Here is a 19,374-nt window from a genome sequence, read left to right as displayed (position 1 = left end):
ATGGGAATGAAGTGGAAGTATGCCATGCTCGGCGGAAGCCTGCTCGGCGCGGTAGTTCTGGCGGGATGTTCCGGAAACGGGGCCCAGGCTGATCAAGCTGAAAACGCCGCAAGTGTGGAATGGACAGAACAGCGGCTCGCTGAAACAGAAGGCAGTATTGCTGAGACAGAAGAACGCATGGCTGAACTCGAAAGCGACATTCAGAGTCTTGGTGCCGGGGAACCGACCATTCCGGAAGAGCCGATTTATCCGGATGTCAACTCTGATTACTTCGCCTTTGAAGAAATTCAATACTTATCCGATCAGGGCGTCATCAGCGGCTATCCGAGCGGCAGCTTTGAACCCGGGGAGACCATCACCCGCGCTCAGACTGCGAAGATGCTGACAGCCGAGCTGAATCTTGAAGCCCCGGAAGACTATGAGATTCAGGCGGAGGACGTGAGCCCGGATCATCACGCGTATGATGCCCTTGCCGCGCTGGAATATCACGGCATCATGACCGGAAGCGGCGGCGAGATGATGGCAGGGGAGGGCCTGAAACGCTCCCAGATGGCAGCACTGCTCGTCGAAGCCTATGACCTGCCGGACGCCGGGACGCAGCATTCGTTCACCGATATCGGCGAAGACTACCCGAACTATGAGGAAATCAACATCATCGCCGATCAGCAGATTACATCGGAAGCCGGTGACGCCTTCCGTCCGAATGAAACGACCACCCGTGCCCAGTTCGCCCTCTTTATGTCACGCACGATGAATGATTATTTTATAGAGCAGTAGAATAAGACGAACCCCGGCGGCCGGGTGTGCCCGCCGGGGTTTTTGATAGAGAAAGTTGGAGAATCGATCGGGAAAAGGCGGGAATCGATCAAGAAAATGAATAATTGGGGGAGAAGCAATCGAGAAAAGAGAAAATCAATCAAGAAATCGGGAGAATCGATCGAGAAATCCCGGGAATCGATCAAGAAACGGCGGGAATCAATCAAGAAAATGAATAATTGGGGGAGAAGCAATCGAGAAAAGAGCGGATCAATCGATAAATGGGGAGAACCGATCGAGAAAAGGGCACCGGCGGCTCCGTTTTAAGGAGATTGCTGCGATGAAGCGGCGCCCGCCGGGATCGATGCAGAAACGGCGAGTATCGATCGAGAAATCCCCACTCCCTCCAACCCCCCCCCATACAAAAAAACCCCGGTGCGGTTCAATGAACCGCCCGGGGTCGTTTAATCTCAGCGCTCTACAATATCAATATCCGTATAATAGTGGGTGAGAATGTCGCGGTAGCTCATTCCCTGCTGGGCCATGTTATAGGCCCCCCACTGGCTCATGCCGAGGCCGTGTCCCCAGCCTCTTCCGGTGAATGTGTAAGCGGAGGCAGAGGCCTTTAGGTACTCAACACCGGACCCGGTCTGGACGGCCACATTATCATAGGCCACCGCTTCATCGGATCCGTCGGACTGGCGGATCTTCATGCCGACAGCAGAATCAAAAGACTGTTCGGAGCCGTCTGCTGTTTTCACGGAAACGCTGTTTGTATCTTTGGATAAATCAAACATCGTACTGCGCAGCGTAGATCCGAGGTCCCAGCGGATCGAATCGGCAGAATTAGAGCCTGCCGGCAGCATCTTCTCCTTCGTTTCTCCTGACTCCTCATTTACACCGACAGCACGGATCTGCTGCACGCGGCCGGCTTCACTTTTTGAAACAATTTCAAGATCCGACAATACCCAGCTGCTATCAGGAAAGACGGCTTCGCTGACAGCTTCCTGGTTAATTTCTTCGGTCCACTCCGTGTTTGGATTGGCGCTGTGGGTGTCGTACGGGTCGTCCACTCCGCGGATGTAAGGCACTTCATTGGCCCAGACGTTTTCGCTGTCTTCGGTGTGCCCCCCGGAACTAGCGTGGAAATAGGCATTAATCAGTCTGCCGTTGTATTCGGCATAGATTCCATCCGTCTGCCGTATCGCCTGGTTGGGACGGCTGCTTTCCCCGGATAAACCGTGGTAGACCTGATGGGTGGTCGTGTCATACAGAAACTCGTTCGCGTCCATGTTAACTTTCGCATAGTTCCTGGCGGCAACCGCCTGGGCTTTCAACGCTTCCATCGGCCATTGTGCTGACATCTCTCTTGGCACGACACCTTTTAAGTAATCCTGCATATCCAGCACGTTGAATAACTGGAGGCGTTCCACTGTATCCGGCTGTTCGCTGTCACTGCGGTTCTGTTCATCGCCCGCTGCCTCATCGGGACTGCGTTCCTCCGCCGGGTCTACAACAAAAGATCCCCGATACGCCGTCGTTTGGAAGGACGTTCCGGCGCGTTTGACAGAACTGATTTCCACGTAATTACTGTCGGATACTCCGTCCTCCTGAAGGATAAAACCTTCCGAAGAGGTGTGCATCACACTGTCATCATCCGAAACTTTCACCGTCACATTGTCCTCGCCGTACCGAAACTGAATGTCATTGTCCATTTCAACGGTTTCTCCATCTGCCTGGTCAATCAGCTGGTAGGAGCCGTGAATGTCGGCGTTAAAGTTGGAAGAGGGAACAAGTTTAATCGTCATCGGTTCGTTGTACAAATCCTGCGGTTCCGCCGCGTCGGCCGCAGACGCAGCGAACGCGGCAATCGGAACCGACAGAAGGGCTGCGGTTATTTTTTTATACATCTAAAGATCCTTCTTTCTATGTACAGATTCAAAATAGATACCTAGTTTTCTTCCTGCTGCTGCAGCTCTTCGACGTCGCTCTCCAGTTCACCGATACGTTCTTCCAGATCATTGATCCGTTCCTCCAGTGGTTCAATCTGGGAAACGACCCAGTCCACGCTCGCAAGAACCGGTTCCGATTGAGCAAGTGCCGGAGTGGTCACAACAGCGCCTACAGCAAGAATAGAGCTCGCCGCCCCTGCCAGAAAATAACGTTTCATTATATCTTCATCCTCCTTCTCTCCTATGAAACTATGAAAAAAACATCACGGTTCACAGGAAATATGTCGTAAAATATGAAAACATGTGCTGGAGAAAATTATACCAATATTAAGCGGAAGAAAAAAGATTTCTTCCGAACTAAAAATAGATATGAAACCTTAATGGAAAAAAGGACGTCTAATACGTAGAAAGAAGAAATCAAAGATTTTTATAAAGATATGGTACGGTTTTATGCAAAATATGATATAATTCGGTGGAATGCGTTTTTGATTAGAAAAAATAAGGTGAAAATCTGAACGATTTGCCCTGTGATATACAACATACATAAAACATCGCAGAATAGGTAACGGTAATGGAGGAGGTTCAAAATGATAACTGGACTGGCGCTGACCACTTGTTTTCTTCTTTCGCTCATTTTGACTCCGGTTGTCAGGAAACTGGCGTTTAAAATCGGGGCGACGGATCAGCCGAATCACCGGAAAGTTCATAAAGGAGCCATGGCCCGTCTCGGCGGACTGTCAATTTATGCAGCCTTTCTTGTCGGCCTGCTCATTTTGCAGCCGGAAAACGCCTATATGCCGTATATTCTGACGGCGGGAAGCATTATTTTCATCACAGGATTTCTTGATGATCTTATAGAGTTATCCGCAAAATGGAAGCTGCTCGGTCAGATTGCCGCAGCTGTCATTGTCATTATGGGAGGAGTCCAGGTCGAGTTCATCAACCTTCCGTTTGACGGCCGGCTTTACCTGAACTGGTTCAGCATTCCGCTTACACTGATCTGGATTATCGGTATTACAAACGCAATAAACCTGATTGACGGCCTCGACGGGCTGGCCGGAGGAGTATCCTCCATCGTATTGGCTACCGTGTCAGTACTTTCCATCATACAGGGGGACATTTTCATCGTCGCCCTCGGCATTGCGCTGCTCGGCGGGACACTCGGATTTCTCGTGCACAACTTCAACCCCGCCAAAATTTTCATGGGGGACAGCGGAGCGCTCTTTCTCGGATTCATGATCGGCGTCATTTCGCTCTTAGGGTTTAAGAATGTAACGATATTTTCACTCGTCGTACCGGTCATTATACTGGCGGTGCCGATTTCTGATACGTTTTTTGCAATCATACGCCGGGTAGTGAACAAACAGCCTCTCTCCGCACCGGATAAGTCGCATCTGCATCACTGCCTGCTGCGGCTCGGCTATACCCACAGGCAGACGGTTATGATTATTTACGCGATGAGCCTGTTTTTCGGAATGTCTGCGGTCATGTTCACCATTTCCACGTTGTGGGTATCGCTTGTGATTATGATGCTTCTTCTGATCGCGATTGAACTGATGGCCGAATTCGTCGGTCTCGTCAACACACAATACCGGCCGGTCATGCGCCTGATGAATAAGCTGAACCTACCGAAACGACCATAAATCCCGCTCCCTGCTTCCGGCAGGGAGCTTTTTTTTGGTCATTTTTATGAGAATCGATGCAGAAATCCGGAGCATCAATCGAGAAACGGCGGGAATCGATCAAGAAAAACCGAAAATGGGGGAAAAGCAATCGAGAAAAGAACAGATCAATCGATAAATCGGGAGAACCGATCGAGAAATGACTGCAGCTCCTTTGTTATCAGAAGTGGAGCAGGGGATCGCTGGTGTGAAGCGGTATCCACCTGAATCGATGCAGAAATCCGGAGCATCAATCAAGAAACTTGGAGAATCGATCAAGAAAAATCGAAAATGGGGGAAAAGCAATCGAGAAAAGAACAGATCAATCGATAAATCCGAAGAAACGATCGAGAAATGAACGCAGCATTTCTGTTTTCGGAAGTGGAGCAGGGGATCGCTGGTGTGAAGCGGTATCCACCCGAATCGATGCAGAAATTCGGAGCATCAATCGAGAAATTCCGAGAATCGATCAAGAAAAACCGAAAATGGGGGAAAAGCAATCGAGAAAAGAACAGATCAATCGATAAATCGGGAGAACCGATCGAGAAATGAACGCAGGCCTTCCGTTATCAGAAGCGGGGCAGGGGATCGCTGATGTGAAGCGATGCCTACCTGAATCGATGCAGAAATCCGGAGCATCGATCAAGAAACTCAGAGAATCAATCGGGAAAATGGAGAATGCGAGAAGAATCAATCGAGAAAAGAGCGGATCAATCAATAAATCGACAGAATCGATTGAGAAAAAAGAAGGAACGAGCGAATAATCGTCGAATATCAAAGAGACTCATACAAAAGGAGAAGAGGCCATGATCAAAAAACACCGGACGAAACCGGAGATTCTCGAGAAACTGGAGGTTCTGCAGCGGCGGCTGCCGGAGCTGCACCCAAAACGGGACGAGGTGAAACAGAAGTACCTGCGTTATGCGGCAGGCTACCGCGGGGAAAAAGCCATCGACTATCATTTATCGTTTCTCGATCCCCCTCATCTTATTCTGCATGACCTGCGCCTCTTCAGCCGGACGTCCCACTTCCAGATGGATACCCTCCTGCTCACCCCGACCTTCACATTAATAATAGAAGTGAAAAATCTAGCCGGTACGCTTCACTTTGACGAACACCGATATCAGATGACCCGGCGCCTGCACGGAGAAGAGGAAGGATTTACGGACCCGCGTCTGCAAGTGCAGCGGCATAAGCTGCAGCTGGAAGAGTGGCTGAAACACCATTCCCTCGTTCTTCCGCCCATCTATCCCCTTGTTGTCATCAGCTTTCCCTCTACTATTATTCAGGCTCCTCTCACCAATGTCATTCACGCCGCCCAGCTTCCATTTGAAATTGAAACATACAAGCGCAGGGAAGGAAAGGCAGCCACACCGTTTTCATCCATCCAAAGGGTTTCGGACAAGCTGATCTCAGCCTGTCGTCCGAAAGAAGTGGAAATTCTCGAGGAATTCGACCTCACCCCGGCCGATGTGCAACGCGGGGTCCAGTGCGCGGAGTGCGCGAAACTGCCGATGAAAAAAGGCAGAAACGGGCACTGGTGCTGTCCTTTCTGCGGCTTCAGCTCAAAAGATGCGCCCCGGTCTGCGCTTCAGGACTATAATGCCCTTATCCATCCATTCCTTACCACCGAGCAATGCTGCGATTTTCTTAACCTTCCCTCCAGCCAAGTCACCCGCCGGCTGCTCCAGTCCCTGAACGTTCCGCATAACCGGAAAAACAAAGGACGGGTCTATGACCTGACCAATATTTAGAGAATCAACGGGGAAATGCCGACAATTGATCGAGAAACTGGAGAATAGGTGGAGAATCAATCAAGAAACGAGAGGACCAATCGATAAATCGGGAAAACCGATCGAGAAAGGGGCGCAGGCAGCACCGTTTCCGGAAGCGGGACAGGGGTTCGCTGGTGTGAAGCTATCCACACCTGAATCGATGCAGAAATCTGGAGCCTCAATCGAGAAATCCCGAGAATCAATCAAGAAAAATCGAAAATGGGGAAAAACCAATCGAGAAAAAGCAGAATCAATCAATAAATCGGGAGAACCGATCGAGAAAGGACTGCAGCTCCTCTGTTTCCGGAAGCGAGGCAGGGGTTCGCTGGTATAAAGCGGTCCACGCCCGAATTGATGCAGAAATCCGGAGTATCGATCGAGAAATTCCGAGAATCGATCAAGAAAAATCGAAAATGGGGGAAAAGCAATCGAGAAAAAGCAGAATCAATCGATAAACCGGCAATATCGATCGAGAAACACAACCGCGCGCCCAGCACCAACAGCCAGCACCCACTCCCCACAACCAAAAAAAAGCTGAACCTCCTTTAAGGAGATTCAGCACTGTTGTCCGAAGAGGATTCTTCGTCCAGTTCAAGGTGGTTCCGCAGTTCCTGTGATACGTCTTCGGTTACTTCCGGGAGCAGCTGGTAATAATAGATGCCATCGTATCTGACATCCGACCCTTTCAGCTGCAGACGTTCAATGTTATCGACAGAACCGGCATACTTATGGAAGGAAACGAGATCGCCGACGGTGAAGTTCATCTTCATGTGGTCCTGCACGCTTTCCATCACATCATCGTACTTATGAATGGAGCCGATAGAAGCGCTGCGCTTAATTAACGCAGAAATAATCTGTTGCTGACGGTCGCCACGTCCGATATCACCGCGTGGGTCCTGCTTTCTCATGCGCGCAAAAGCCAGAGCTTCTTCGCCGTCCAGCATATGCGTGCCTTCCTCAAGAGAAATTGCCCCTTTATTGCCTTCACTGTCCTGTTCCGTGAAATCAAACGGAACATCGACTTCCACGCCGTTCAGCGCGTTGATAATCTCGATAAATGCTTCAAAATTCAGTTTCACATAATAATCGACCGGCACATCCAACGCATTTTCGACTGTTTTAACAGCAAGGTCGGTGCCGCCGAATGCATTGGCATGCGCAATCTTATCTTCGCCATGGCCCGGTATATCCACCAGAGAATCACGAGGGATACTTGTCATTTTGACCGATCCTTCTTCCCGGTTGAACGTGGCGAAAATCATCGCGTCGGTACGCCCCTGGAGTTTGCCGTCCCGGTCATCAGCGCCCATAAAAAGAACCGAAATATTGTCTTCGTTTGGATCCACAGCGACTTCGCGTTTTTCCGATTTATCGCCCCGTTCCAATGTTTCCTGGGTATCTGCTGCGACCGTGGTAAACTTCCAGGCGAAGTAGCCGACCATCGCGCCCAGAAGCACGAAGGAAACCAACCCAAGAATCATAAATGCCTTTAGCACGGGGCGTTTTTTCCGCTTGCGGCGTGCTAATCTTGTATTTTGTTCTTTTTCAGCCATAGTATTCTCCTTCAGTAAAGTAAATTCCCGGATGTCCAGACTCCATCATTTTACATAACTGCGCGTGGTTCGTAAATATAATATTTTTTCAAAGAAAAGGGCATTATATGCCTCTAAAATATAAGACGGCATATACATCGGTGAGGTTACATGCTGAGGGCAAAAAAATTATTTCCGGGGAAATAATGCCGGTTTATGTCGATACATCCTGTTCAAGGTATGTTTCTTCGCTTTCGGTTATCTCGATTTGTCCGTTTGCGGTGTTTGTCAGCCATGAAGTGAATGCCTCTTCTCCGTCGGCCGGCACATACACGTAGAATGTCACAATGTCTTCATAAGAAATATCTTTCAGTAAATAAGAAGACTGACGGATGTCGTTTTCGATTCTTCCGAGAAGCGTATAATCCACAGAAGCACTCATCACTTTCATACGTGTCCGCTGCACTATTCCGGCAGCTTCGAGGCCTTCGCTGACCGCTTGTCCGTAAGCTCTGATAAGCCCGCCTGCACCGAGTTTGATTCCGCCGAAATAGCGGGTAACAACGACACAGGTGTCTTTCAATTCTTTCTTTTTCAATACTTCCAGCATAGGAACTCCGGCGGTGCGGGATGGTTCGCCGTCATCGTGCGCTTTTTGAATCTCATCATTTTCGCCCGCCAGATAAGCGGAACAGTTATGTGTCGCGCCGGCATGTTCTTTTTTTACAGCATCAATGAAGGTTTGTGCCTCTTCTTCGGTTGTAACACGAGCGATGTGGGCAATGAAACGGGACTTATTAATGGTTATTTCATTCGTTTTTCGTTGTTTTACGGTATAATAGGTATCCGGCATGATGGAGCATTCCTCCTTTTGATGTAATTATACTATAATCATATTGTAAAACTATGAAAGCACCAGACATGATATCCTGTAGGAAGAGAAAGTATTTTCTCAGATAAACGCAGAATATGGAAAAGTTTGATTTTTTCTCGGTAAAGGGTTATAGGTCCTTCAGAGTGTGCTAAAATAATCATAACGAACTGTGAGGTTCTGTCAAACAATAGAAGTGTGGTGACACTATTGTCAACAAAGCTATCACTGGATGAAATTATCGACCAGATGCTGAGCACTGTTGGTGACAGCAAGGAACAGATTTTTGAAATCAGCGAAAAGTCGAGGAAAGAGTATGAATCGCTTCAGAAAGAACTGAATGAAGTACGCGACAACGTATCATCGGTCATTGATAAAACGGAAAGAACGGAAATGCAGGCTCGTTTTGCGAGAAACCGCCTCGCCGAAGTCAGCCGTCATTTTAAAGACTACACGAATGAAGATGTGAAAAAAGCCTATGAACGGGCGAATGAACTTCAGGTGAATCTTGCGGTACTCGAGCAGGAGGAAAAGCAGCTGCGCGAGCGTCGTGATACGATTGAGCGGCGTCTTCTCCAGCTTGAAGGTACGATGGAGCGCGCAGAAGCGCTTGTCAGCCAGGTGACGGTTGTGTACAATTTTCTGGCCGGTGATCTCAAAGAAGTAGGGGAAATGGTCGAAGATGCTAAAGAAAAACAGCAATTCGGCTTGAAGATTATAGAAGCACAGGAAGAAGAAAGAAAACGTGTGGCACGGGAGATTCATGATGGGCCGGCCCAGATGATTGCGAATGTTCTTCTTCGTTCTGAACTCGTGGAAAGAGTGAAAAGTGAACAGGGGATGGACAAAGCACTGGAAGAAATTCAGGATCTGCGGACGATGATCAAGTCCAGCCTTGCTGAAGTAAGGCGGATTATTTATGACCTGCGTCCGATGGCGCTCGATGATCTCGGTCTTGTCCCTACATTGAATAAGTATTTGAGCAACCTGGAAGAAGAGACGAACATGAATGTGCGGTTCTCTTCTCTCGGGCAGAGTGACATCCGTCTTTCTCCAAATCTTGAAGTCGGGTTGTTCCGAATTGTCCAGGAGGCCGTTCAGAACGCTTATAAGCATGCAGAACCAACGGATGTTCAAGTGAAAATCGAACTGAAACATTCCTACGTTTCTATCGTCATAAAGGATGATGGGAAAGGATTTGACCCATCCGCCGGGAATGAGAATTCTTTTGGATTGATGGGAATGAGGGAACGTATCAACGCCCTTGGCGGAAAATTGACGATTGATTCCGCTCCCGGTAAAGGAACCGTCATTATGCTCCATTTAACGTTCGACGGTTCGGCGGGACAAGGCAGTGATTCCGCTTAAATGTAATAGAATAAAAAAACAAAAGAGACGAAAACAGGAAAGGATGAAACGATCCATGCAGGAACAGGAAGAACAGATGATACGATTAATACTTATAGATGACCATCAGCTGTTTAGAGAAGGAGTCAAGCGCATTCTCGATATGGAGAAGAACTTCGAAGTGGTTGCAGAAGGCGACGACGGGGACGAAGTCGTATCTCTCGTTGAAGAAAACGATCCGGACGTTGTCCTGATGGACGTGAATATGCCGGGGACAAACGGCGTGGAAGCAACACGCGATTTAATCGAGAAATATCCGGATGTGAAAGTGTTGATACTCTCGATTCATGATGATGAGTCCTACGTGACCCATGTTCTGAAAACGGGAGCAGCAGGCTACCTGTTGAAGGAGATGGATGCCGATGCCCTGATTGAAGCTGTGAAAGTAGTCGGCCGCGGCGGTGCCTACATCCACCCGAAAGTAACCCATAATCTGATCAAGGAATACCGGCGCCTGGCTTACGGTGATGCCGATGTGGAAGCTCAGGCGGCAGAAATCGGCTATAAAGAAGTCGAATACCGTAAACCGCTCCACATTCTTACACGTCGTGAATGTGAAGTGCTTCAGTTGATGACGGATGGCTACAGCAACCGGATGATCGGCGAGAGCCTTTACATCAGCGAAAAAACCGTCAAAAACCATGTCAGCAATATTCTTCAGAAAATGAACGTCAATGACCGCACCCAGGCCGTTGTAGAGTCCATTAAAAAAGGCTGGGTAAAGGTAAGGTAATACCGATCCGATGGAAAAGAGAAAGGGTCCTGCTATGACTTCGACTGCCATTGTGACAGACAGTACGGCATACCTGCCGAAAGAAAAAGCAGAGAAAAACGGTATAACGGTGCTCCCGCTGCACGTCATTTTTGACGGACAGGCTTTTCAGGAAGAAGTAGAGCTTTCCACGGAGGCTTTTTATGAAAAACTGAGAACAACATCCAACATGCCGACGACCTCCCAGCCTGCACCCGGCCTGTTTATCGAAACCTTTGAAACGCTGGTGCGGCAGTACGATGCTGTGATTGTCATTACGCTTTCAAGCGGCATCAGCGGCACCTTTCAGACCGCGTCTGCTGCCGGAGAGGAAGTCGAAGGCCTGGACGTGTATGTCTTTGATTCTGAAATCAGCTGTATGCCTCAGGGTTACTTTGCGCTGGAAGCGGCTGCGATGTCGCGCGCAGGCGAGCATCCGGAAACGATTCTCAAACGGCTCGATAAAATGAAACAGCGGACGCGGGCGTATTTCATCGTGGATGACCTGAACCACCTCCACCGCGGAGGACGCTTGAACGGCGCGCAGGCTCTTGTCGGCAGCCTGCTTCAGATAAAGCCTATCCTCCATTTTGATGACCGGCTGATTGTTCCGTTTGAAAAAGTACGAACCGAAAAAAAAGCGTGGAACCGCGTTCTTCAGCTTTTTGATGAAGACGCCCGCAGCGGTGAACCGGTACGGGCCACGGTCATTCATGCCAACCGCCCGGAGAAAGCAGAGGAGCTCCGGGAACATCTGGCTGAAACGTATCCAAATGTCGAAGTCGATACCGGCTGGTTCGGTCCCGTAATCGGTACACATCTGGGAGAAGGCGGTCTTGGCATCGGCTGGTGCAGACTGCCTTCTGAATCCTGTCTTTTATCCCAATAAAAAAGGAAGATGCCGATGAACGTTATCCATGCGGTTGTTTCCGGTCGTCCGGATCCGGTTTGTCTGCCCGCCCCCTGGGTGGAGGAGTCCATGCAGATTACCGCCGGTCCGGACGTGATCAGCCGTCTCCCCTTACTGCCTTCCTCTTCTGCCCCCGGTACGCCTCTCCCTGCCGCGTATCACCATCTACAGGAACGCGACAGCGGAAAAGAACTGCTTTTCGAAGAAATAGACATCCATCCCGACATGTTGAAATCCCTCCTTCTGACAGGCTGGATGCAGGCGCGTCCCGGTCTCATCCCCTTCAAAACAGAACATCAATGCCGGCGCTGCGGGAACACAAACCGGCACCGTTTCGGCACGATTTCGTGTGCCCGCTGCGGCAGACCATGCGTCTACTGCCGCCACTGTGTGCAGATGGGGAGGATCTGTGCCTGCTCCATTCTTTATTCCTGGACAGCTCCTCCTATGTATCCAAGGCTGGAAGAACCGGTGCTGCAGTGGAAGGGAACGCTGTCCCCCGGGCAGCAGAGAGCATCCGGTGCCGTCGTACAGGCTGTGGAAGAAAAAAAAGAAATCTTAATCTGGGCGGTCTGCGGAGCAGGCAAAACAGAGGTGCTTTTCGAAGGTGTCGCACGGGCGCTGGAACTCGGCGGAACCGTTCTGATCGCCGCCCCGCGTACCGATGTGGTTCTTGAACTTGCCCCTAGACTTCAGGTAGCCTTTCCCCATGTCGCTCTTGCCGCACTCTACGGCGGCAGTGAAGACAAACAGAAACCGGCACAGCTTGTCCTGTCGACCACACATCAGGCGATGAGATTCACGGAAGCCTTTGACACGGTTATCATTGATGAAGTAGACGCCTTTCCCTACTCTGCCGACGAATCGCTTGTATACGCCGTCAGAAAAGCAGCACGACCCGACGCCTCTTTAATCCGCCTGACGGCAACACCTCCTGCCTCTCTCCAGCGTCAGGTGAAAAGAAAGCAGCTTCCATGCGTACGTATCCCCCGCCGTTATCACGGTTTTCCGCTCCCGGTGCCGCGTTTCCAGTGGGCCGCTTCGTGGAAGCGCCTGCTTCAAAAGGGCCGCTTTCCCGCCGCGGTGAAAAACTGGTGCCGCGGGCGCATCGACAGCGGAACACCAGCCTTTTTATTTGTTCCTTCCGTTTCTGTACTCGAACAGGTGACAGCCATTCTTAAAAAAGAAGAGCCATTCATCGAAGGAGTGCACAGTACCCACGACAACCGCCATGAAACCGTCCGCCGCTTCCGGGAAGGTACGGTGCCTCTTCTTGTGACAACGACTATCATGGAGCGTGGTGTGACAATTGAAAACGCAGACGTTGCCGTTCTCGGCGCAGAAGCAGCCATTTTCACCGAAAGTGCCTTCGTTCAAATAGCCGGAAGAGCCGGGAGAAGTGCAGACTATCCAGATGGGGATGTCGTCTTTTTTCACGCAGGTAAAACGGAGGCAATGGCCGCGGCGAAACGTCATATTACGTCGATGAACAGAGAAGAGGTGCAGCGCTGATATGGCAGAATGTCTGTACTGCGGGGAGTCTGAAACATCCACCGCAAGCTGGAGAACCTTGCTGTTCCCTGAAAATTCCGGGTTGTGCCGGGAGTGCCGGTCTCTCTTTACGCCGATTCAGGAGCCGGTTTGTAAGACGTGCAACCGGCCGGTGGAACATGCCGGCACATGCGTGGACTGCGAACGCTGGGAAGCCGATCCGTGCTGGCGCGGGATTCTCCGCCGGAATGTTTCCCTTTTTCCGTACAATGATGCGATGAAAGACTGGACGGCGCTTTGGAAATACAGGGGAGACGCTGTGCTTGCTGAATCGTTCCGCCACCGGATCCGTAAACTGTATCTTACCTATCCTGCCGGTGCGGTGCCGGTTCCGCTGCCTCTCAGCCCGCAGCGCCTGCAGGAACGAGGGTTTAACCAGGCTGCTATCCTTGCCTCGTTTACTGCCGCTGCCGGCTTTTCGCTCCACCGCACCCCGGACCCCTCCGACATTCTCCTGCGCTCCACCCACGAAGAAAAACAAAGCAAGAAATCGAGGGCGGAGCGGCTCTCTTCTACGTCACGGCCGTTTGAGTTGAAAGGGGATAAAAAAGACATCGAAGGTAAACATTTTGTCCTTTTTGACGATATTTACACTACAGGAACAACGCTTAGAAAAGCAGCGCTTCCTCTTATGGAAAACGGTGCGGCCGATGTATGTTCCATTACATTGATAAGAGGGTAATAAAAGGAGGACATAACGTGCAGAGCCTGGAAAACTGCCCGCGCTGCGGGGATCTCTTCGTTAAATCCCTGCGGTCGGTATGCAATAAATGCCACAAAGAAGTAGAAGATATGTTTCAGAAAGTATATACATTCATCCGAAAACGCGATAACCGACAGGCGAAAATGGAGGAAGTCGTGGAAAGTACGGGTGTACCGGAAGAGGACATCACCCGTTTTATTAAAGAAGGCCGGATTCACCTGAACCAGTTCCCGAATCTGACATATTCGTGTGAGTCGTGCGGAAGTCCCATAAGAGAAGGCCGGATATGTTCCTCCTGCAAAAGCGGTATCGAAAGCGGACTGCAGGCAGAGGAACGGGAAAAAGAGCGCTTGGAGAAAGAGGAAGAAGAAAGAAAACGCCACCAGACCTATCATTCCATGGGCAACCGCTGGAATTGAGACATTTGTACCGGTTAAAACCGGCGCATTGTATCCGATATAATAAATGATACAGGTGAGATACCATTTACTTTATTATAGATGAAACGATACAGGGAGGTGAGCGTGTTGAATATCAATCCACTAGGATCGGTCAACAACCCGTATCAAAAACAAGCCGATGCCCAGCCTCAAGGAAAACCGGAAACACAGCAGCAGGAAAAAGACAAAGTGGAAATATCAAACCAGGCCAAACAGATGCAGCAAAGCGGTGATATAGAAACGGCGCGCAGTGAACGGATCGAGGAACTGAAAAACGAAGTGCGCTCCGGAAGCTACAAGTTTGATGCACAGGAGTCTGCGCAGAAATTCCTGGATTTCTGGTCCGGTAAATAATCGGTGTCTGTTCTGGATAGAAAGCGGGGTAGCGTATGTCCGTAAAAGCCATTTTTGAGACGATGGCCCGTCTTGTGCAGCAGCACAAAGAATTGAATACTATTTCCGCCCGGAAAACGGAACTGATCAAGACGAACCAGACGAAAGAACTGACAGAGCTTCTGAAACAGGAGAGCCGTCAGATCCGCGCGATTGAACAAACGGAGAAAGAACGGCAGGAGGCGGTAGCTTCCTATCTGGAAAGCCGGGAGGCCGGTGAAACGGAAGGGACAGTCAGTGTTCTTCTTCAGTACCTGCCCGAAGGTCATCATGAGCCGCTCCTGCAGCTGCAGCAGGGTCTTCTGCAGGAAATGGCCTCCCTCCGCAGCAAAGAAGCTTTGAACCGGCAGATGGTGGAGGACTCACGCCAGTTCGTGCAGATGACCCTGGATATGATTCAGCCGGACCCCGAAGCCGTACATTACAGCCATCCGGATGAACAGAAACAAAAAAAGAGAGACGGCTTTTCGTTTTTTGATTCCAAAGCATAACTAAATCCCAAAAACAGGAGGAGAGAGCATGACGTCGACGTTTCATGGATTAGAGACAGCAGCCCGCGGAATGAGAACCCAGCAGGCAGCTCTGCATACGACCGGCCACAACATATCAAATGCCAATACAGAAGGGTACAGCCGCCAGCGCGTCAATTTCGGCCAGACCGAACCGTATCCTGCCGCCGCACGAAATGCGCCGCAGATGCCCGGCCAGATTGGAACCGGTGTGGAAGCCGAATCCGTGCAGCGCATCCGCGAAGGCTATCTTGACCAGCAGTTCCGCGGCGAAAACGCCCAGTCCGGCTACTGGGAATCCCGTCACTCGTCGCTTGAGCGGATGGAAGAACTGCTGAATGAACCGTCGGATCAGGGTCTCTCCAGCCGGATGAACCAGTTTTACGATGCCCTTCAGGATTTATCGACGAACCCCGAAGATTCCGGAGCCCGGGCGGTGGTGAAAGAACGGGGTATCGCACTTGCCGATTCATTCAACTATATGTCGGATACGCTCGAGTCCAACAAAGCGGATCTTTCCAACCAGATCGGCACCAATGAAAGCGAAATTAATTCCCTGCTCAGCAATCTTAACAGCGTGAACAAACAGATTGGTAATGTCGAGCCGAACGGGCAGGTACCCAATGATATGTACGACGAGCGTGACCGTCTGCTTGACGATTTGTCCAAGCGTATGAATATCGAAGTGGAAAAGATGGAACCCGAAGGCCTCGCAAGCGATGTCGCGGAAGGTAAAGTGAACGTCTATCTTCTTAACGGTGATGGGGAACGGATGCAAAATGGCGGTGACGATATTAAACTGATTGATGGTGATAGTCTGGATCATCGCACAGTTAGTATCAGCGAAGACTCCGAAACAATAGGAGACGTAACACTGAATTGGGAATCAGGAACTGGCTCTGCAGCGGATATTGATATTAAAAATTCCCCGGGGTCACTTGCCGGGATGCTTGAGATGCATGATGGAGTGGACGCTGAAGGGAATGATTTAAGCGGCACATATCCGGATTTAAACGATCAGCTCGATCAGCTTGCTCATGATTTTGCTACTTCTTTTAACGAGCAGCATCAGCAGGGAACTGGTTTGAATGGAACAAGCAATACAGCGTTTTTTAATATTCCAACGGATACGGAAGGCGCAGCTTCTGCTATAGAAGTCACAGATACCATAAAAAATGATACAGATAAAATCGCAGCTTCCTTGGATGGTAATGCCGGTGATGGTTCCAATGCGACAGCACTTTCGAACATTAAACAAGATCATTTCGACGAGGATTACCAGTCCCTTATAGGGGAGTACGGAGTACAGACGGCGGAAGCAAAGCAGATGATGGACAACAGCGCCACGCTTCGCGAAAACGTCGACAGCCGCAGGATGGAAGTGAGCAGTGTGTCGCTCGACGAAGAGATGACGAATATGATTCAGTTCCAGCAGGCGTACAACGCAGCAGCAAGAAACATCACCTCGGTGGACGAAATGCTCGACCGGATCATCAATAACATGGGACGTGTTGGAATCTAATACGTGAATAAAGGAAGGTGACCCCTATGCGGGTAACTCAATCGATGCTGGCACAGAATTCGCTTAATAACCTCAATCAGAGTTTTGAGCGGATGGGCGTGCTGCAGGAACAGCTCTCTACCGGAAAAAAGATCACAAAAGCCTCCCAGGATCCGGTCGTTGCGATGAGCGGCATCCGGTACCGCGGGGAAACGAATCAGATTCAGCAGTTTCAGCGTAACGTCGGGGAAGTGAATAACTGGATGGATTCCACCGACTCCGCGCTGGGTAAAGCGACAGACGCGATGCAGCGTGTACGTGAACTGACGACACAGGCTGCGAATGGTTCCTATGAAGAAGGACAGCGTGGAAATATAGCGGAAGAAGTTACACAGCTGACACAGCATGTTGCGGACATGGCGAACTCTGAGGTGAACGGGAAACATATATTTAACGGGACAGATACTACAACCCCCCCTGTTCTTAACCCGGAAAATCCAGGGGAGGAGAACCTTGAAGATTATCAGATAACGAACAATGGTGACGTTTACGAACACACCAATACAAATGCAGCTGAAAATGAATACACCTTCCATGTAGGTGGAGATCCTGCTAATTCATCCATAACGTTGAATTATGATAACGAAAATAACCTGGAAAACATCACAGACGGCGGTGGTAATTCCATTGACAAGGAAGAAATCATTGTGACTAAAGAAAGTACCAACAACAATGACGTGGAAATAGAAGTCATGCAGGGCGTGAAAATGCCGGTCAATTCCAATCCGGAAAACACATTCCAGAATGGTCTTTTTCAGGATCTCACCAGCCTGAGCGCTACTCTTCGTGATGAAAATGCCGGGTCGGAAGAAATCTCAAATCATCTCGACACGATGGACAAGCACATCGACAACATTGTGAACGAGCGCGCGGAAGTCGGTGCCCGCCAGAACCGGGTGGAGATGATTGAAAACAGGCTCGGTAATCAGGAAGTAACAGCGGAAGAAATCATGTCGGAAAACGAAGATGCCGATATGGAGAAAGTCATCATGAACTTGATGAGTCAGGAAAATGTGCATCAGGCGGCCCTTTCTTCGGGCGCACGTATCATTCAGCCGACGCTGATGGATTTCCTGCGCTGATCTCAAAGGAGGCGGTCTGATTTATGAACATGCCGATGGTTGAAATACGCACAACAGATGCCAGAATCGGCACGAATATATCACGGCCGCCGATGCAGTTGGAGCAGCGCCCGGCGGAGGTGAGGATCGAGCAGAATCTGAGGGATACGGTCGATATCTCCATTACACCGGCGGAAGTGCATATCGACCAGTCAAAAGCGCGCAGGCAGAAGGGTATGGTGCCTCCGCTTGAACAGCACAAACAGTGGCTGCAGGAAGCGAAACAGAACGTATCGGAATACATGGCCAAGACCGCTCGCGAAGGCGAACAGATAAAAGCTATCCATGAAAACGGGGGCGGCGGCAAAGTGTTCGCACAGCTGGCCAAAGAGAATGGACGCATGTTTGAGCACGAAATCGAACCGGGATGGATTCCAAAAAGCATCGACGCGGTGAACTTCGACGTGAAACCGCATGAGGTTCGCTTTGATGTGGAGCGGCCGCAGACCCGCTATGATGTACAGACACACGAACCTGACATCAACATTCCACGCTGGGAAGTACAGCACTACCTGCGCCAGCGCTCCGACATTTCTTTTAACGTCCGCGGCCTTGAAGTCAACCGTGCGTTGTAATCACAACCGATAAAGAGGGGATAAATCCTTGAATATCCAGACGAAATATTTTGGAGAAGTAACCATTGACGACAATCGTATTATACGTTTTGACCACGGCCTCCCCGCGTTTGAAGAAGAGACAGCCTTCGTACTGCTCCCCTTCAGCAGCGATGAGGTATTTTTTATTCTGCAGTCTGTTCACACCCCGCAGCTTGGCTTCGTCGTGACAGATCCGTTTCAGTTTTTCAATGATTACCAGGTGGAAGTCCCGGATTCGGTCGTCGAACAGCTGGCTATTGAAAGACAGGAAGATGTAGCGCTTTTTGTTACACTCACACTGGAAGAGCCTTTTTCCAAAACCACAGCCAATCTACAGGCCCCGATCCTCTTGAACATGGCCGCGCAGAAAGGCAAGCAGCACATTCTCAGCGAATCCCCGTACGAGAGAAAACATTTCATTTTCCCGCATAACCATCATGCGGAGCAGAAAGGGGCCCGCTGATATGCTCGTATTAACGCGAAAACCGAACGAGTCGATTCAAATCGGGGAGGATATTGAGATTAAGGTCATCGCTGTCGAAGGCGACCAGGTCAAACTCGGCATCAATGCCCCGGGTCATGTGGACATCCACCGGCATGAAGTCTATCTTTCCATTCAGGAAGAAAACAACGAAGCCGCCGGCTATGATAATTTATCCATTCTGGAAGCTCTTTCCCAACAAATGAAAAAGTAAAAAATTCGTCGAATAGTGGCTGATTAGGCTTAAGGTAGGATTTTTTGGGTTGTGGCATGATTATAATCAGGAAGAAAGGTACTGTCGTTCCTTGCGCAAAACCCCGTTGGAAGGTAATATTTACGTAAGAAGAGTAAATACTGCTATAAATCGACACGCAGATGTGAACCAACACTCTCATGAAGCCAGG

General features: G+C 49.9%; 26 protein-coding genes. 22 read left to right on the top strand and 4 right to left on the bottom strand.

Going from position 1 to position 19,374, the window contains the following annotated elements:
• A complete protein-coding gene (locus BM058_RS07300; RefSeq protein WP_090926373.1) occupies nt 1–777 on the top strand; it encodes an S-layer homology domain-containing protein in 777 nt (258 codons plus the stop codon).
• 42 nt (nt 778–819) lie between these two features.
• Entirely contained in the window at nt 820–1,083 is a 264-nt protein-coding gene (locus BM058_RS07295) for a hypothetical protein (RefSeq protein WP_143082989.1), read from the top strand.
• Between the two features lie 143 nt (nt 1,084–1,226).
• On the opposite strand, the gene BM058_RS07290 is transcribed toward BM058_RS07295, so the two are convergent.
• Both BM058_RS07290 and BM058_RS07285 read right to left on the bottom strand, forming a co-directional pair.
• Nucleotides 1,227–2,666, bottom strand: coding sequence for a SpoIID/LytB domain-containing protein (locus BM058_RS07290; RefSeq protein ID WP_090926371.1), 1,440 nt, complete (start codon nt 2,664–2,666; stop codon nt 1,227–1,229).
• Nucleotides 2,667–2,707: 41 nt separating this feature from the next.
• Complete coding sequence (locus BM058_RS07285; RefSeq protein ID WP_090926370.1) at nt 2,708–2,926, bottom strand: hypothetical protein; 219 nt, start codon at nt 2,924–2,926, stop codon at nt 2,708–2,710.
• A 369-nt stretch (nt 2,927–3,295) separates the two neighbouring features.
• Here BM058_RS07285 and BM058_RS07280 point away from each other — a divergent pair, with 369 nt between their 5' ends.
• The 7 genes from BM058_RS07280 to BM058_RS07255 are packed head-to-tail and all read left to right on the top strand — an operon-like array spanning nt 3,296 to nt 6,478.
• Complete coding sequence (locus tag BM058_RS07280; RefSeq protein ID WP_090926369.1) at nt 3,296–4,351, top strand: glycosyltransferase family 4 protein; 1,056 nt, start codon at nt 3,296–3,298, stop codon at nt 4,349–4,351.
• A gap of 34 nt (nt 4,352–4,385) precedes the next feature.
• Nucleotides 4,386–4,508, top strand: coding sequence for a hypothetical protein (locus BM058_RS18730; protein WP_281244683.1), 123 nt, complete (start codon nt 4,386–4,388; stop codon nt 4,506–4,508).
• 21 nt (nt 4,509–4,529) lie between these two features.
• On the top strand, nt 4,530–4,727 hold the full coding sequence (locus tag BM058_RS07275) for a hypothetical protein (RefSeq protein WP_090926368.1): 198 nt from the start codon (nt 4,530–4,532) through the stop codon (nt 4,725–4,727).
• Nucleotides 4,724–4,921 carry a hypothetical protein gene (locus tag BM058_RS07270; RefSeq protein ID WP_090926367.1) on the top strand — a complete coding sequence of 66 codons (198 nt, stop codon included), beginning with the start codon at nt 4,724–4,726 and terminating at the stop codon, nt 4,919–4,921. Before BM058_RS07275 ends, BM058_RS07270 begins: the two co-directional genes overlap by 4 nt.
• Nucleotides 4,918–5,133, top strand: a complete 216-nt coding sequence (locus BM058_RS07265) for a hypothetical protein (protein WP_090926366.1) — start codon at nt 4,918–4,920, stop codon at nt 5,131–5,133. The genes BM058_RS07270 and BM058_RS07265 overlap by 4 nt, the downstream gene beginning before the upstream one ends.
• 42 nt (nt 5,134–5,175) lie before the next feature.
• Complete coding sequence (locus BM058_RS07260) at nt 5,176–6,123, top strand: nuclease-related domain-containing protein (protein WP_090926365.1); 948 nt, start codon at nt 5,176–5,178, stop codon at nt 6,121–6,123.
• 25 nt (nt 6,124–6,148) lie between these two features.
• Complete coding sequence (locus BM058_RS07255) at nt 6,149–6,478, top strand: hypothetical protein (protein WP_090926364.1); 330 nt, start codon at nt 6,149–6,151, stop codon at nt 6,476–6,478.
• A 211-nt stretch (nt 6,479–6,689) separates the two neighbouring features.
• Here BM058_RS07255 and BM058_RS07245 read toward each other — a convergent pair whose 3' ends face one another.
• Both BM058_RS07245 and BM058_RS07240 read right to left on the bottom strand, forming a co-directional pair.
• Nucleotides 6,690–7,697 carry an LCP family protein gene (locus BM058_RS07245; protein WP_090926362.1) on the bottom strand — a complete coding sequence of 336 codons (1,008 nt, stop codon included), beginning with the start codon at nt 7,695–7,697 and terminating at the stop codon, nt 6,690–6,692.
• Between the two features lie 193 nt (nt 7,698–7,890).
• Nucleotides 7,891–8,529 (bottom strand): YigZ family protein, encoded by a 639-nt coding sequence (locus tag BM058_RS07240; RefSeq protein WP_090926361.1) that lies wholly within the window; start codon nt 8,527–8,529, stop codon nt 7,891–7,893.
• Nucleotides 8,530–8,757: 228 nt separating this feature from the next.
• Between BM058_RS07240 and BM058_RS07235 the strand changes: the two genes are divergently transcribed.
• From BM058_RS07235 to csrA, 13 genes are all read left to right on the top strand, one after another.
• Entirely contained in the window at nt 8,758–9,915 is a 1,158-nt protein-coding gene (locus BM058_RS07235; protein ID WP_090926360.1) for a sensor histidine kinase, read from the top strand.
• Nucleotides 9,916–9,970: 55 nt separating this feature from the next.
• Nucleotides 9,971–10,687 carry a response regulator gene (locus BM058_RS07230; RefSeq protein ID WP_090926359.1) on the top strand — a complete coding sequence of 239 codons (717 nt, stop codon included), beginning with the start codon at nt 9,971–9,973 and terminating at the stop codon, nt 10,685–10,687.
• 10 nt (nt 10,688–10,697) lie between these two features.
• Nucleotides 10,698–11,594, top strand: a complete 897-nt coding sequence (locus BM058_RS07225; RefSeq protein WP_245736882.1) for a DegV family protein — start codon at nt 10,698–10,700, stop codon at nt 11,592–11,594.
• A gap of 15 nt (nt 11,595–11,609) precedes the next feature.
• A complete protein-coding gene (locus BM058_RS07220) occupies nt 11,610–13,127 on the top strand; it encodes a DEAD/DEAH box helicase (protein ID WP_245736880.1) in 1,518 nt (505 codons plus the stop codon).
• 1 nt (nt 13,128) lies between these two features.
• Nucleotides 13,129–13,848, top strand: coding sequence for a ComF family protein (locus tag BM058_RS07215; protein ID WP_090926357.1), 720 nt, complete (start codon nt 13,129–13,131; stop codon nt 13,846–13,848).
• A 17-nt stretch (nt 13,849–13,865) separates the two neighbouring features.
• The gene (locus BM058_RS07210) at nt 13,866–14,288 is read left to right on the top strand and encodes a TIGR03826 family flagellar region protein (protein WP_245736879.1); all 423 of its coding nucleotides are present in this window, start codon (nt 13,866–13,868) and stop codon (nt 14,286–14,288) included.
• Between the two features lie 108 nt (nt 14,289–14,396).
• Nucleotides 14,397–14,663 (top strand): flagellar biosynthesis anti-sigma factor FlgM, encoded by a 267-nt coding sequence (gene flgM / locus BM058_RS07205; RefSeq protein WP_177195463.1) that lies wholly within the window; start codon nt 14,397–14,399, stop codon nt 14,661–14,663.
• 35 nt (nt 14,664–14,698) lie between these two features.
• The gene (locus BM058_RS07200; RefSeq protein ID WP_090926354.1) at nt 14,699–15,193 is read left to right on the top strand and encodes a flagellar protein FlgN; all 495 of its coding nucleotides are present in this window, start codon (nt 14,699–14,701) and stop codon (nt 15,191–15,193) included.
• Nucleotides 15,194–15,221: 28 nt separating this feature from the next.
• Nucleotides 15,222–16,733, top strand: coding sequence for a flagellar hook-associated protein FlgK (gene flgK, locus BM058_RS07195; protein ID WP_090926353.1), 1,512 nt, complete (start codon nt 15,222–15,224; stop codon nt 16,731–16,733).
• Between the two features lie 26 nt (nt 16,734–16,759).
• Entirely contained in the window at nt 16,760–17,854 is a 1,095-nt protein-coding gene (gene flgL, locus BM058_RS07190; RefSeq protein WP_090926352.1) for a flagellar hook-associated protein FlgL, read from the top strand.
• A gap of 23 nt (nt 17,855–17,877) precedes the next feature.
• Nucleotides 17,878–18,468 carry a DUF6470 family protein gene (locus BM058_RS07185; protein ID WP_090926351.1) on the top strand — a complete coding sequence of 197 codons (591 nt, stop codon included), beginning with the start codon at nt 17,878–17,880 and terminating at the stop codon, nt 18,466–18,468.
• Between the two features lie 28 nt (nt 18,469–18,496).
• Entirely contained in the window at nt 18,497–18,952 is a 456-nt protein-coding gene (gene fliW / locus BM058_RS07180; protein WP_090926350.1) for a flagellar assembly protein FliW, read from the top strand.
• A 1-nt stretch (nt 18,953) separates the two neighbouring features.
• Nucleotides 18,954–19,184: a carbon storage regulator CsrA gene (csrA, locus tag BM058_RS07175; protein ID WP_090926349.1), complete on the top strand. Its 231-nt coding sequence runs from the start codon at nt 18,954–18,956 to the stop codon at nt 19,182–19,184.
• Nucleotides 19,185–19,374: the final 190 nt, after the last annotated feature.

The organism is Salibacterium qingdaonense, assembly GCF_900114715.1.
In the GTDB taxonomy this organism is placed as follows: Bacteria; Bacillota; Bacilli; order Bacillales; family Marinococcaceae; genus Salibacterium; species Salibacterium qingdaonense.
Note: the sequence above shows the minus strand (reverse complement) of the source record. Positions and strands in the feature narration are given on the sequence as shown.

Excerpts from the sequence above, each read along its gene's own strand:
- BM058_RS07300 (WP_090926373.1), top strand. The coding sequence starts at position 1 with ATGGGAATGAAGTGGAAGTATGCCATGCTCGGCGGAAGCCTGCTCGGC.
- BM058_RS07290 (WP_090926371.1), bottom strand. The coding sequence starts at position 2,666 with ATGTATAAAAAAATAACCGCAGCCCTTCTGTCGGTTCCGATTGCCGCG.
- BM058_RS07285 (WP_090926370.1), bottom strand. The coding sequence starts at position 2,926 with ATGAAACGTTATTTTCTGGCAGGGGCGGCGAGCTCTATTCTTGCTGTA.
- BM058_RS07280 (WP_090926369.1), top strand. The coding sequence starts at position 3,296 with ATGATAACTGGACTGGCGCTGACCACTTGTTTTCTTCTTTCGCTCATT.
- BM058_RS07275 (WP_090926368.1), top strand. The coding sequence starts at position 4,530 with ATGACTGCAGCTCCTTTGTTATCAGAAGTGGAGCAGGGGATCGCTGGT.
- BM058_RS07270 (WP_090926367.1), top strand. The coding sequence starts at position 4,724 with ATGAACGCAGCATTTCTGTTTTCGGAAGTGGAGCAGGGGATCGCTGGT.
- BM058_RS07265 (WP_090926366.1), top strand. The coding sequence starts at position 4,918 with ATGAACGCAGGCCTTCCGTTATCAGAAGCGGGGCAGGGGATCGCTGAT.
- BM058_RS07260 (WP_090926365.1), top strand. The coding sequence starts at position 5,176 with ATGATCAAAAAACACCGGACGAAACCGGAGATTCTCGAGAAACTGGAG.
- BM058_RS07245 (WP_090926362.1), bottom strand. The coding sequence starts at position 7,697 with ATGGCTGAAAAAGAACAAAATACAAGATTAGCACGCCGCAAGCGGAAA.
- BM058_RS07240 (WP_090926361.1), bottom strand. The coding sequence starts at position 8,529 with ATGCCGGATACCTATTATACCGTAAAACAACGAAAAACGAATGAAATA.
- BM058_RS07230 (WP_090926359.1), top strand. The coding sequence starts at position 9,971 with ATGCAGGAACAGGAAGAACAGATGATACGATTAATACTTATAGATGAC.
- BM058_RS07225 (WP_245736882.1), top strand. The coding sequence starts at position 10,698 with ATGGAAAAGAGAAAGGGTCCTGCTATGACTTCGACTGCCATTGTGACA.
- BM058_RS07220 (WP_245736880.1), top strand. The coding sequence starts at position 11,610 with ATGAACGTTATCCATGCGGTTGTTTCCGGTCGTCCGGATCCGGTTTGT.
- BM058_RS07215 (WP_090926357.1), top strand. The coding sequence starts at position 13,129 with ATGGCAGAATGTCTGTACTGCGGGGAGTCTGAAACATCCACCGCAAGC.
- BM058_RS07200 (WP_090926354.1), top strand. The coding sequence starts at position 14,699 with ATGTCCGTAAAAGCCATTTTTGAGACGATGGCCCGTCTTGTGCAGCAG.
- flgK (WP_090926353.1), top strand. The coding sequence starts at position 15,222 with ATGACGTCGACGTTTCATGGATTAGAGACAGCAGCCCGCGGAATGAGA.
- flgL (WP_090926352.1), top strand. The coding sequence starts at position 16,760 with ATGCGGGTAACTCAATCGATGCTGGCACAGAATTCGCTTAATAACCTC.
- BM058_RS07185 (WP_090926351.1), top strand. The coding sequence starts at position 17,878 with ATGAACATGCCGATGGTTGAAATACGCACAACAGATGCCAGAATCGGC.
- csrA (WP_090926349.1), top strand. The coding sequence starts at position 18,954 with ATGCTCGTATTAACGCGAAAACCGAACGAGTCGATTCAAATCGGGGAG.